Origin of the sequence: Flagellimonas sp. HMM57 (assembly GCF_021390175.1) — a bacterium.
In the GTDB taxonomy this organism is placed as follows: Bacteria; Bacteroidota; Bacteroidia; order Flavobacteriales; family Flavobacteriaceae; genus Flagellimonas.
On the sequence record NZ_CP090004.1, the window covers coordinates 2,047,695 to 2,060,503 of the forward strand.

The following is a 12,809-nucleotide window of genomic DNA, read 5'->3' on the forward strand; positions in this document are numbered from 1 at the left end:
GGGCTTCAAAAATAATACATCGTTGATTACTCCAAAAGATAACGATACATTTGTACGCAGATTTAGAAAAAATGAGCAAAAAAGACTTAAAATTCAACAGTAAGACCATTCACGGGGGACAACACCCAGATAAAGCTTATGGTTCGGTTATGCCACCGATTTATCAAACATCGACCTATGCCCAAACCACTCCAGGAGGACATCAAGGGTTTGAATATTCCCGTAGTGCCAATCCAACAAGAACTGCATTGGAGAATTCTTTAGCGAGTATTGAAAACGGCACATATGGACTTGCATTTGCAAGTGGACTTGCTGCTATTGATGCAGTTATAAAGCTTTTGAATCCAGGCGATGAGGTAGTCTCAACCAATGATCTCTACGGAGGTAGTTATCGTTTGTTCAAACAGATATTTGAAAAATATGGGATTACGTTCCATTTTATAGGCATGCAAAGCGTTGCCGCAATTGAGGAACGCATCAACAATAATACAAAGCTTATTTGGGTTGAGACTCCTACCAATCCTATGATGAACGTTATTGATGTTAAAGCAATATCGGCTTTAGCCAAAAAGCATGATTTACTTTTAGCGGTAGACAATACGTTTGCCACTCCTTACTTACAGCGACCCTTGGATTTAGGAGCTGATATTGTGATGCATTCGGCCACAAAATACTTGGGAGGTCATAGCGATATTGTTGTGGGTGCCCTGGTCGTCAAGGATAAAGACTTGGCTGACAAACTGTATTTTATTCAAAATGCAAGTGGTGCGGTATGCGGTCCTATGGATAGCTTTTTAACACTACGCGGCATAAAAACATTGCACGTCCGTATGCAACGGCATTGCGAAAACGGAAAGGCCATTGCAGAATACCTGGTCAAGCATCCAAAAATTGGAAAGGTATATTGGCCAGGATTTGAGACACATCCAAACCATGATGTGGCCAAAGCCCAAATGGATGATTTTGGCGGAATGATTTCCTTTGTTCCAGATGGAAGTAGTTATGAAGATGCGATTAAAATAGTTGAGAAATTAGAAGTTTTTACGCTTGCAGAATCTTTGGGCGGAGTTGAAAGTTTAGCGGGTCATCCTGCAAGTATGACACATGCAAGTATTCCAAAAGAAGAACGGGAGAAAAGTGGTGTAGTGGATGCGTTGATCAGGTTAAGTGTGGGAATAGAGGATGCTGATGACTTAATAGCAGACTTGGAACAGGCGATAGGGTAGTAAAATTTTGCAAAATTTTTAAAAAAGGCACATTCTAATTATGTAAATAGTATAATTTTGCCGTCAAATTCCTAATTTATTAAAAACAGCCCTGAGCAGAGTCGATGGGATAACAAACTAGTAATCCGTTTTATGGAAGCAAAAATCAAAGCATTTATGGATGAGGTCAAGACCCGAAATGGTCATGAACCAGAATTCATCCAAGCGGTACAAGAGGTTGCGGAAACCGTTATACCTTATATCGTAAAGCATGATATCTATCATGGAAAGAACATTTTACTTCGCATGGTCGAGCCAGAGCGTTTAATTTCTTTTCGCGTAGCTTGGGTAGATGATGATGGTGAGATTCATGTAAACCGTGGATATCGGATTCAGATGAATTCGGCTATTGGGCCTTACAAAGGAGGTTTAAGGTTTCACCCAACGGTCAATGCCAGCGTTTTGAAATTCTTGGCTTTTGAGCAAGTTTTCAAAAATAGCTTGACCACCCTTCCCATGGGCGGAGGAAAAGGAGGTTCCGATTTTGACCCAAAAGGTAAATCGGACGATGAAATAATGCGTTTTTGTCATTCCTTCATGACCGAGTTATGCCGTCATATTGGCCCAAATACCGATGTACCTGCCGGTGATATTGGTGTTGGTGCCCGTGAAATCGGGTTTTTGTTCGGAAAATATAAAAAGATACGAAACGAATTCACCGGGGTCCTTACCGGTAAGGGTATCTCTTGGGGTGGTTCGTTAATTCGTCCAGAAGCTACGGGCTACGGTACCGTATATTTTGCAGATAGTATGCTGAAAACGAACAACGACTCTTTTGAAGGTAAAAAAGTGGTTATTTCGGGATCGGGAAATGTTGCACAATATGCAGCTGAAAAAGTGTTACAGTTAGGTGGAAAAGTATTGACGTTATCTGATTCGGGCGGTTACATTTATGACAAAGATGGTATTGATAGTGAAAAACTTTCCTTTGTCATGGACCTTAAGAACAATCGAAGAGGAAGAATTTCTGAATATGCGGATAAGTACACTTCTGCAGAGTTCTATAAAGGTAAAACACCATGGGAGGTTGCATGTGACGTTGCCTTACCATGTGCAACGCAGAACGAACTAAATGGAGACGACGCAGCAACTTTAATAAAAAATGGCTGTGTAGCAGTGGCCGAAGGTGCCAATATGCCATCGACCCCAGAAGCTATCCATGCTTTCCACGATGCAAAAATACTATTTGCTCCGGGTAAAGCCTCCAATGCCGGTGGTGTCGCCACTTCAGGATTGGAAATGTCGCAGAACTCTTTGCGTATAAGCTGGACAAGAGAAGAGGTGGACGAACGCCTTAAAGGTATTATGGAAGACATTCATGATTCTTGTATCGAGTACGGTAAAGAAGAAGGCGGATATTGTAATTACGTAAAAGGAGCAAATATTGCCGGTTTCGTAAAAGTAGCCGATGCGATGTTGGCGCAGGGCGTAATCTAAGGTACAAAATTAGAAATACGAAGTACGAATGAAGACCCTTCGGATTTTAAAATCCGAAGGGTCTTTTTGTTTGATGACATAAGCTTTTCTTGCAAAATATTTCGAACTAACTACATCTGATTTCTTAATTCGTACCTCAAACTTTTTCAGATTATCTTTATCTAGATTCAACTTCGGTAAATGCAGGTAACTACAAGGGCAATAGTACTTTCTTCGTTAAAATATGGTGACACCAGCCTTATCGTTAAAGCCTTTACTGCTTCTGATGGTTTAAAGTCCTATTTATTAAAAGGGGTATTGAGTTCAAAAAGGGGCAAGGTTAAAGCTGCATATTTTCTTCCATTAATGCAGTTGGAGATTGTAGCGGTACATAAGAATAAGGGGACACTGGAAAGCATACGAGAAGTTAGGGTAATCCACCCTTATAAAACACTCCATACCGATATCATCAAAAATAGTATGGTACTTTTTTTAGCGGAAATGTTGGGAAATAGTATTCAAGAGCAAGAAGAGGACAAAGCCCTTTTTCAATATCTTGAATATGCATTGTACTGGCTGGATGAGCATCCTTCAAACTCCAATTTTCATATTTTGTTTCTGCTGAACATAACCAAGTACCTAGGATTCTATCCGGACACTTCTTTTCAAGATGCACTTTTTTTTGATTTAATGGAAGGAAGCTTTTCCAAAACACCTACCCTCAACCCTTTGATTCAAGATGAGGACTTAATTCATTTCAAGAAGTTTTTAGGCATAAATTTTGATGCACTAAATGCGATACAAATGGGTAAATCGCAGCGACAAGAGCTCCTAAAAAAAGTTATTCTATATTTTGAATTACATTTGCACGGTTTCAGGAAACCGAAGTCTTTGGCGGTTTTAAACGCAGTTTTTGAATAGTATGCACAGCAAAGGTTTTATCCTCTTTTTTTTATTGATTTCCTGTACCATTTTTTCTCAGGAAATCAAGGTTGTGGATGCGGTTACGGGTAATCCAATTTCCAATATTGCGGTGTACAATAAGGATAAATCCAAAACAACGATTTCTGACTTTGACGGTAAATGCGACTTAAAAGCTTTCTCCAAAAACGAAACGATACTGTTTAAGCATATTAGTTACCAGACCTATGCTACGACCAAGGCACAAATAGCCAAGAAAGGAAACCGGGTCTATTTAGATTTAAAACTGGAAGAACTACAAGAAATAGTGATGTCCGTGTCTAAATGGGAACAGCAAAAAAAAGATATTCCGCAAAAGATTGAATCCATTGATGCAAGAACCGTATCCTTTACCGCACCACAAACATCGGCTGACTTACTCCAGAATAGCGGAAAGGTTTTTGTTCAAAAGAGTCAACTTGGTGGTGGTAGCCCTATGATTAGGGGGTTTGCAACAAGCAGACTATTGTTGTCTGTGGACGGAGTTCGTATGAACAATGCCATTTTTAGAGATGGAAATATTCAAAATGTGATTTCTGTAGATCCCTTTACCATAAAAAATACGGAAGTAATCTTTGGCCCCGGCTCTGTTATTTATGGAAGCGATGCCATTGGGGGTGTGATGAATTTTTTCACTAAAAAGCCAAGATTTTCCTTTACGGATAGTCTCACGTTTTCAGGAAATGCCAATTATAGATTTGCTTCAGCAAACAATGAAAGTACTACGCACTTAGATTTTAACATAGGCAAAAAGAAATGGGCATCGTATACCAGTTTCACGTATAATGATTTTGATGACTTGGTCATGGGAGAGCACGGTCGCGATTCGTACCTGCGGAACACTTTTGTAAGAAGGGAAAATGGGGTGGATGTATTGGTACAAAACGATGACCCTAGAAAACAGGTTACTTCTGGATATGATCAAATAAATTTTCTTCAAAAGTTTACCTATAAACCCAATACTACCTGGAACTATGATTTAGGACTGTATTACTCGGAAACTTCCAATTTCTCTAGATACGATAGGTTGATTCGCCCTAACAGTGATGGAGATGGGCTACGTTCTGCAGAGTGGTTTTATGGTCCTCAAAAGTGGTTCATGGGAAATTTTCAATTGACCAAAAAAGGAAAGAACAAATTCTATGATGGCGTTAAACTAACCGCAGCCTATCAGCATTTTGAAGAAAGCAGAAATGAAAGAGGTTTTCAAGAGGATGATAGGTTTACTACAGAGGAAAAGTTAGATGCACTATCCGTAAACCTGGACTTTGAAAACAAAAAAATTGGAGATCTTAGATTGTATTATGGTGCTGAGTATATCTTTAACAAAGTAAATTCTGAAGGAACCCAAACAAATATAGAAACTAATGAAGTTACCGCAGCGGCATCAAGATACCCAGATGGAGCTACTTGGCAGACTTTTGCAGGGTACTTAAATAGTGAATGGCAACTGAAACCGAATTTTACCTTATTGTCCGGAGCTCGATATAGCCAAGTTTGGGTAGATGCCCAATTTGACAAGACTTTCTTTCAATTTCCTTTTGATGAAGCGGACTTGATAACAGGCGCTTTCACAGGTAGTGTCGGGTTTAGCTGGTTTCCAAAAGCCAATCTTCAAATTACGTTGAACGGCTCCACAGGTTTTAGAGCTCCGAACATAGATGATATTGGAAAAGTGTTTGACTCTGAACCCGGTTCTGTGGTAGTTCCAAATCCAGATTTAGAACCTGAATATGCTTACAATGCAGAAGTGGGTGTTCGAAAAAATTTCAATGATAGGTTGGTATTAAAAGGAGCGGCATATTACACCTATTTGGTAGATGCTTTGGTAAGAAGAGATTATGAGTTCAATGGGGCATCGGAGATCATATACAATAATGAATTGAGCAATGTACAAGCTATCCAAAATGCAGCAAAAGCTTACGTGTACGGTTTTGAACTAAGTATGGAAGCTTTCTTGAGCGATAATTGGTCCTTTTTTTCAAATCTTACCATTACCGAAGGTATCGAAGAAGATGAAGATGGTACGGATTCACCTGCAAGACACGTGGCGCCAACATTTGGAGACTTTCATTTGGTATGGCAGAACCAGCGATTAAAAACAGATTTCTTTCTAAATTACAATGGTGAAATCAGTTTTAATGATTTGGCATTCTCGGAACGCAGCAAAGAGTTTATTTATGCTACCGATGAAAACGGCAACCCATTTTCACCTTCTTGGTACACCTTAAATTTTAGGTCACAATATAGAATATCCAATGCTTTAAAGACAACAATAAGCTTGGAAAACATGACAAATCAGCGTTATAGAACGTATTCTTCAGGTATCGTGGCTCCCGGTACAAATTTCATTTTAGGATTGGGATATAGTTTTTGAAAACAAAAAAGGGCCTCCAAAAGAAATTTCTTTTTGGAGGCCCTCAATTGTCTTTGCTTGTAGGCAGTTTAGTGCTCTACTTTTTCTTTTGCATCTTCTGCGGCCTTTTTAAGGTCATTTGCTGTTTTGTTGGCAGTATCTTTCATGTCTTCGCCCATTTCTTTGGCTTTGTTCATGGTTTCTTCACCAGCTTTTTCAATACTGTCCATAGCTTTTTCACCAGCAGCTTTCATGTCTTCCCCAGCTTCCTTCATGGTATCGGCTGCGTCATCGGCCGCTTTTTTCAAATCATTGCCAGCCTCTTCTAAAGACCCAGCTGCTTCCTCTGTAGCCTCTTTGGCTTTATCCGAAGCTTCCTTGCAGGATACCATTGTAGTTGCGGATATCAATAACGCAACAATTGCAATACATACTTTTTTCATTTTAAAAATGGTTTAGTGTTAATACTGTGAAGATATATATTTTGGTTTAAATGGGAACTTACGGTGTATCATATTTAGATTAAGCATTTTATACAAATTCAAATACCTGATTAGGAAAGCTATAATTCCCAGTAAATTTTTAATTTTGCAAACTTGGAAATCTAGAAGAAGTAGCTATACATATGAAGTTTGCTGAATATAGGGGATTGGATTTACCTAAAGTATCAGAAGAAATACTGAACTTTTGGAAAGAAAACGGGATTTTTGAAAAAAGTGTCTCTACCAGAGAGGGAAAGGAAAGCTATGTTTTTTACGAAGGGCCTCCGTCTGCCAACGGAATGCCTGGAATCCACCATGTAATGGCTCGTACCATTAAGGATATCTTTCCTAGGTACAAAACCATGAAAGGACATCAGGTAAAGCGGAAAGCGGGGTGGGACACCCACGGATTGCCCATCGAAATTGGTGTTGAGAAAGAACTGGGCATCACAAAAGAAGATATTGGTAAAAAGATTTCGGTCGAGGAATATAATGCTGCCTGTAAAAAAGCGGTCATGCGTTACACAGATGTTTGGAATGAGATGACCGAGAAAATAGGATATTGGGTAGATATGGATGACCCATATATTACCTACAAATCCAAGTATATGGAATCTGTTTGGTGGTTGCTAAAACAGATTTACGACAAAGGACTTTTATATAAAGGGTACACCATACAGCCTTACTCTCCTAAAGCGGGAACAGGTTTAAGTTCCCATGAGTTGAATCAACCGGGCACGTATCAAGATGTTACGGATACTACGGTTACGGCTCAATTCAAGATAAAAAAAGAAACATTGCCTGCTATTTTTGATGGTATCGATGGGGAGGCCTATTTTTTGGCATGGACGACCACACCTTGGACACTGCCATCAAATACTGCGTTGACCGTAGGACCAAAGATTGACTATATTCTGGTTCAAAGCTTCAATCAATATACTTTTGAGCCTAGCTATGTGGTTTTGGCAAAAAGCTTGGTCGGGAAGCAATTTGGCGGCAAATTCTATGAGGCGCAAAGTGAGGAGGATTTTGCTAACTACACAACTGCGGATAAAAAAATACCTTACCAAATCATTGCTGAAACAAAAGGAGTTGATTTAGTAGGTATCGAATACGAACAACTTATCGATTACGTTCAGCCCTATCAAAACCCAGAGAATGCATTCAGGGTCATTGCCGGCGATTTTGTAACCACAGAAGATGGAACTGGAATTGTGCATACTGCTCCTACCTTTGGTGCAGATGATGCTTTTGTAGCAAAACAGGCAAAACCAGAAGTCCCACCAATGCTGGTTTTGGATGAACATAACAATCCGGTTCCGTTGGTCGATTTACAAGGGAAATTTAGACCAGAACTTAAGGAGTTTGGCGGTAAATACGTAAAAAACGAATATTATAACGAAGGAGAGGCACCTGAGCGTTCCGTTGATGTTGAGATTGCCATCAAACTAAAAGAAGAGAATAAAGCGTTTAAGGTTGAAAAGTATGTGCACAGTTATCCGAATTGCTGGCGTACGGACAAACCTATTCTTTACTATCCTTTGGATTCGTGGTTTATTAAGGTTACCGATGTTAAGGACCGTATGTTCGAGCTGAACCAAAGCATAAATTGGAAACCAAAGGCCACAGGGGAGGGTCGTTTTGGAAATTGGTTGTTGAATGCCAATGACTGGAATCTTTCCCGTTCCCGTTATTGGGGGATTCCGTTGCCCATTTGGCGTACCGAAGATGGGAGCGAAGAATTATTGATCGGTTCTGTAGAAGAACTGAAAACAGAAATGGTGAAAGCCGTTGAAGCTGGATTGCTTGAAAAAGATGTTTTTGAAGATTTTGTAGTGGGCGATATGAGCGAGTCCAACTATGATAAAATCGATTTACATAAAAACATAGTAGATCAAATTACTTTGGTCTCGCCTTCCGGAAAAGCAATGAAAAGGGAGTCGGACCTGATCGACGTTTGGTTTGATAGTGGTTCCATGCCCTACGCACAATGGCACTACCCTTTTGAAAATGAAGAATTGATAGATGGTGGTATAGCATTCCCTGCTAACTTTATCGCCGAAGGCGTGGACCAAACAAGGGGTTGGTTCTATACTTTACATGCTATTGCAACCATGGTTTTTGATACGGTATCGTATAAAAATGTGGTTTCCAATGGTTTGGTACTTGATAAGGAAGGCAAGAAGATGTCTAAAAGGTTGGGCAATGCCGTAGATCCTTTTCAAGTTTTACCAGAACACGGGCCAGATGCCACCCGATGGTACATGATTTCCAATGCAAATCCTTGGGATAATCTCAAGTTTGATATAGATGGTATTGTGGAAGTGAAACGTAAGTTCTTTGGAACACTTTATAATACGTATTCCTTTATGGCCTTATACGCCAATATTGATGAATTTGATTATTCCGAAGCACAAATACCATTGGCCAAGCGACCAGAAATAGACCAATGGATTCTTTCTGAGTTGCATTCCCTGATTCAGAAAGTGGATGAGGCGTATGCGGATTATGAAGCTACGAGGGCGGCAAGAATGATTTCGGATTATGTTCAGGAAAACCTTAGTAATTGGTACGTAAGGCTTAGTAGAAGACGCTTTTGGAAAGGCGACTACCAAGAAGACAAAATTTCGGCGTACCAGACCTTATATACCTGTTTGCTTACCGTAGCGAAACTATCTGCGCCCGTTGCACCTTTCTTTATGGATAGATTGTACCAAGACTTGAATGCAACGACCAAGAAAGAGGATTTTGAAAGCGTTCATCTTGCTGACTTTCCTGTTTTTGATGCCGCAATGGTGAATAAGCAGTTGGAGCGAAAAATGCAGTTGGCCCAAAAAGTATCTTCACTTGTATTATCCATCCGTCAGAAAGAGAAAATAAAGGTACGTCAGCCTTTACAAAAAATCATGATTCCTATTCTGGACAATGAACAGAAAGAAGATATCGAGGCAGTTTCCGAACTCATAAAATCGGAAGTGAATGTAAAGGAAATTGAACTGTTGGATGATGCTTCTGGAATATTGGTAAAACAGATAAAACCTAATTTTAAGGTTTTAGGACCAAGATTTGGCAGGGATATGAAAGCTATTGCGGCGGCAGTAAATCAACTAGGTCAAGAAGATATCCAAAAAATTGAACAAGAAGGCGAATTAATGCTTGCATTGGAAAATAAAAGTATTAATTTACAGTTATCCGATGTAGAGATTAGCTCGCAAGATATAGAGGGTTGGTTGGTTGCAAGTTCTGGCTCTTTAACGGTTGCTTTGGATGTGACCATAGATGAAAATTTAAGAAAGGAAGGAATAGCCAGAGAATTGGTCAATAGAATCCAGAATCTGAGAAAGGAATCTGGATTTGAGGTAACCGATAAAATAGATATTAAGATTTTGAAAGATGGTTTTGTGGAAAATGCGGTCTCCAGTAACGAGAATTATATAAAAACGGAAACACTAACGGCAGAACTTAATTTTGAAGAAAAATTAGACGAAGGCGTCGCAATTGCTTTCGATGAAGTGAATACAAAATTGTTTATCCAAAAACACTAGAACACATGGCAGAAGATTTAAAAATAAGATACTCAGATAGCGACTTGGAAGAATTTAAAGTGCTAATCGAAGAGAAAATAGATAAGGCGAAAAACCATTTGGACTTACTAAAAAGCTCCTATATGAACGATGGCAACAACGGTACAGATGATACCTCGCCAACTTTTAAGGCTTTTGAAGAAGGTTCCGAAACCATGAGCAAAGAAGCGAATACCCAACTTGCAATCCGTCAGGAAAAATTCATTAGGGATTTAAAGAATGCTCTATTACGAATAGAGAACAAAACCTATGGCATTTGTCGCGTAACCGGAAAACTGATCAACAAGGAACGGTTAAAATTGGTTCCACATGCTACGCTCAGTATTGAAGCTAAAAACATGCAGAAATAATAAAAAAACGCCGAAAGGCGTTTTTTGTTTATGAGAACGCTGCTCTTTTTTTTTAGTGTTTTTTCTTTCTGTGCCATGAATGGTCAGAAGTTGATAAAAAAAGCCTTTATCAATCCTGAAACGCAATTTATTCAAATTGACTCCCAAAATTGTTATAAGGTTAGTATTGGTACCTCTAAAAAAGAAGAGGTTACTATTGCTGGGAGCATGGAAGGAGAGTATTCCAAAGATTTATTGGTCACTATTGAGCAAAAGGGGGCCACTGTATTAATAAGTACAGGATTTCAGCCCAACTTCACTAATCCCAATGATAAACTAAGTGCACATAAGGTCATTTCTATAGAACTGAATATAAGTTTGCCAGAATACAAAGATGTTTCCGTTTATGGAACCAATTGTAATGTTTTAGCCGAAGGGGACTATAAAAGACTCAAGATAAAATTGGCCGATGGTACATGTTCGCTAGAAAACGTTGGGGAAACTGTTGAAGTCAATACTCAAAAAGGAAACATTTTTCTTTCTACTTCGAATGGGGATGTTGTGGCAAAAAGTACGTATGGCGAAGTGCGTCGCGAGACTATTCCTAAAGGGGATAATGTATTTGTACTGAATACGGTCGAAGGCAATATCTATCTAAAGAAAACGAAATAATATCCATATTTTTGCAATCTGTTTTTAAAAGCATGAATTTAAAGAAGTCCCTATCGCTCATCATCATTGTTCTTGTAGTTGACCAGATAAGCAAAATCTATGTCAAGACTAATTTTGTTCTGGGTGAATCTACATTGGTTTTTGACTGGTTTAGAATTCTTTTTATTGAAAACGAAGGTGCTGCTTGGGGAACCAAGCTCAGTGATATTTTACCAATATCGGAATCAACGGGAAAGTTGGTGCTAACTATTTTTAGACTTTTTGCCATTTTTGGTATTGGATATTGGCTTTGGGATATTATAAAAAAGCAATCGCCAAAAACTTTAATTTTAGCCGTTTCCCTCATTTTTGCCGGGGCTTTGGGGAATATTATCGATTCCGTTTTTTACGGAATTATTTTTGACAGCAGCAGTAACCAAGTGGCTACACTGTTTTCAAGTGAACCTTATGGGAACCTTTTTTACGGTAAAGTTGTAGATATGCTCTACTTTCCACTAATAGATACAACTTGGCCAGAATGGGTTCCATCCGTAGGGGGAAATAAGTTTCGTTTTTTTGAACCTGTCTTTAATATTGCCGATACTGCAATCAGCACGGGTGTTGGAATTTTGATTGTATTTAATAAAAAAGCTTTTCCCAAAAGTATAAAAGCTAAGTCAGCGGATTAGAATTTGTAAACCCTATCTGGTGTTACGCAATAATCCAATCCCACATCATGTTCATGGGTTTCATGAGTACTGGTTTCAGCCTCAAAAAGTGATAAACCTATTTTAATGGTCTCTTTTCTACAATTATTTAAGAAGGTATCATAGTATCCTTTACCATAACCAACACGGTTTCCTTTTAAGTCAAAGGCCAATAATGGTAAAAAAACAACATCAATTTTGTTTTCTGGAACTATAATTCCATCCACTGGTTCAGGAATCCCCCATTTATTTTTCTTAAGAACTGTATTGTCCAAAAGTAAATAGTTTTCTAAGATGTTTTCCCCGTTCACCTTGGGTATAATCACGTTTTTGTCTTTCCCCTGAAGGATAGCCAGTATAGGTTGGGTATCAATTTCCTTCTGTTCATCAATACTCAAAAAAATATGGAAATAAAAAAAATCCCAAATAGGGATTTGAAGTATTCTATTCGCAAGTGTTATACTCAAATCTGAAACTTCTTCGAGCGAAAGCTCTTGTCTCAAATCTTTATATTTTTTTCTTAGCTCATGCTTCAACATTAAATGCTGAAATTTTTTTGGGGTGTTTTGGGGAACCCTTTATTCTATTTTCTGGTTGACACAGAAAAGAAGATTTTGAAGAAAAGCATCAAAATCAAATACATTCCCAAAACGATTACATAGTTCTCCATAAGAATTGTATTTATATGGTTAAATGTAAGTAAAAGAATTGAAAACTTGACTACCAAATGCACATTTTATCGACGAAATGCATCTTTTTTAATAGTTGTTTAACACTAAAGACATTTTTTTAAAAGAGTATTAAGAATGTAAGTTATTGAAAAAAAAGACATTAAAGCTCTTTTTAAAGAAGAATGCGATTTTAGTAAAAAAGAAAAAGATTACAAAAAAAATTGCCTTAACCATGTATATCTTGTAAAGGGCAATTCAATACTGGTAGAAAAAATGATTTCTTTTTATAAAAGTGAATATTCCAGGCGCTCAAACATGCCATTCATAAACCAAAACCCTTGAATAGTAAAAACTAACAAGAGATCCATCAATTTAAACTATAAAACAC

Annotated in this window: 10 protein-coding genes; 8 read left to right on the plus strand and 2 right to left on the minus strand. The window is 38.4% G+C overall.

Annotated features, from left to right (window positions below):
• Positions 1-71: 71 nt before the first annotated feature.
• The 4 genes from LV716_RS09075 to LV716_RS09090 all read left to right on the plus strand — a co-directional run bounded on the left by LV716_RS09075 (position 72) and on the right by LV716_RS09090 (position 6,018).
• Complete coding sequence (locus LV716_RS09075) at positions 72-1,226, plus strand: cystathionine gamma-synthase (protein WP_163417424.1); 1,155 nt, start codon at positions 72-74, stop codon at positions 1,224-1,226.
• 132 nt (positions 1,227-1,358) lie between these two features.
• Positions 1,359-2,702, plus strand: a complete 1,344-nt coding sequence (gdhA, locus tag LV716_RS09080; protein ID WP_163417425.1) for an NADP-specific glutamate dehydrogenase — start codon at positions 1,359-1,361, stop codon at positions 2,700-2,702.
• A gap of 180 nt (positions 2,703-2,882) precedes the next feature.
• On the plus strand, positions 2,883-3,602 hold the full coding sequence (gene recO / locus LV716_RS09085) for a DNA repair protein RecO (protein ID WP_163417426.1): 720 nt from the start codon (positions 2,883-2,885) through the stop codon (positions 3,600-3,602).
• A 1-nt stretch (position 3,603) separates the two neighbouring features.
• Entirely contained in the window at positions 3,604-6,018 is a 2,415-nt protein-coding gene (locus LV716_RS09090; protein ID WP_163417907.1) for a TonB-dependent receptor, read from the plus strand.
• A gap of 68 nt (positions 6,019-6,086) precedes the next feature.
• Here the strand turns inward: LV716_RS09090 and LV716_RS09095 are convergent, their stop codons facing one another.
• Positions 6,087-6,440 (minus strand): hypothetical protein, encoded by a 354-nt coding sequence (locus tag LV716_RS09095; protein ID WP_163417427.1) that lies wholly within the window; start codon positions 6,438-6,440, stop codon positions 6,087-6,089.
• Between the two features lie 182 nt (positions 6,441-6,622).
• Between LV716_RS09095 and ileS the strand changes: the two genes are divergently transcribed.
• From ileS to LV716_RS09115, 4 genes are read left to right on the plus strand one after another with little or no spacing between them, the layout of a single operon-like run.
• Positions 6,623-10,024 (plus strand): isoleucine--tRNA ligase, encoded by a 3,402-nt coding sequence (ileS, locus tag LV716_RS09100; RefSeq protein WP_163417428.1) that lies wholly within the window; start codon positions 6,623-6,625, stop codon positions 10,022-10,024.
• 5 nt (positions 10,025-10,029) lie between these two features.
• Positions 10,030-10,413, plus strand: a complete 384-nt coding sequence (locus LV716_RS09105; RefSeq protein WP_163417429.1) for a TraR/DksA C4-type zinc finger protein — start codon at positions 10,030-10,032, stop codon at positions 10,411-10,413.
• Between the two features lie 30 nt (positions 10,414-10,443).
• Positions 10,444-11,064: a hypothetical protein gene (locus tag LV716_RS09110; protein WP_163417430.1), complete on the plus strand. Its 621-nt coding sequence runs from the start codon at positions 10,444-10,446 to the stop codon at positions 11,062-11,064.
• Between the two features lie 32 nt (positions 11,065-11,096).
• Entirely contained in the window at positions 11,097-11,732 is a 636-nt protein-coding gene (locus LV716_RS09115) for a lipoprotein signal peptidase (RefSeq protein ID WP_163417431.1), read from the plus strand.
• On the opposite strand, the gene LV716_RS09120 is transcribed toward LV716_RS09115, so the two are convergent.
• Positions 11,729-12,289 (minus strand): 5-formyltetrahydrofolate cyclo-ligase, encoded by a 561-nt coding sequence (locus LV716_RS09120; RefSeq protein ID WP_163417432.1) that lies wholly within the window; start codon positions 12,287-12,289, stop codon positions 11,729-11,731. The two genes, LV716_RS09115 and LV716_RS09120, sit on opposite strands and share 4 nt — an antisense overlap.
• Positions 12,290-12,809 lie beyond the last annotated feature (520 nt).

Coding starts and splice junctions, on each gene's coding strand:
- LV716_RS09105 (WP_163417429.1), top strand. CDS start 10,030: ATGGCAGAAGATTTAAAAATAAGATACTCAGATAGCGACTTGGAAGAA.
- LV716_RS09075 (WP_163417424.1), top strand. CDS start 72: ATGAGCAAAAAAGACTTAAAATTCAACAGTAAGACCATTCACGGGGGA.
- LV716_RS09110 (WP_163417430.1), top strand. CDS start 10,444: ATGAGAACGCTGCTCTTTTTTTTTAGTGTTTTTTCTTTCTGTGCCATG.
- LV716_RS09115 (WP_163417431.1), top strand. CDS start 11,097: ATGAATTTAAAGAAGTCCCTATCGCTCATCATCATTGTTCTTGTAGTT.
- LV716_RS09090 (WP_163417907.1), top strand. CDS start 3,604: ATGCACAGCAAAGGTTTTATCCTCTTTTTTTTATTGATTTCCTGTACC.
- LV716_RS09095 (WP_163417427.1), bottom strand. CDS start 6,440: ATGAAAAAAGTATGTATTGCAATTGTTGCGTTATTGATATCCGCAACT.
- recO (WP_163417426.1), top strand. CDS start 2,883: ATGCAGGTAACTACAAGGGCAATAGTACTTTCTTCGTTAAAATATGGT.
- gdhA (WP_163417425.1), top strand. CDS start 1,359: ATGGAAGCAAAAATCAAAGCATTTATGGATGAGGTCAAGACCCGAAAT.
- ileS (WP_163417428.1), top strand. CDS start 6,623: ATGAAGTTTGCTGAATATAGGGGATTGGATTTACCTAAAGTATCAGAA.
- LV716_RS09120 (WP_163417432.1), bottom strand. CDS start 12,289: ATGTTGAAGCATGAGCTAAGAAAAAAATATAAAGATTTGAGACAAGAG.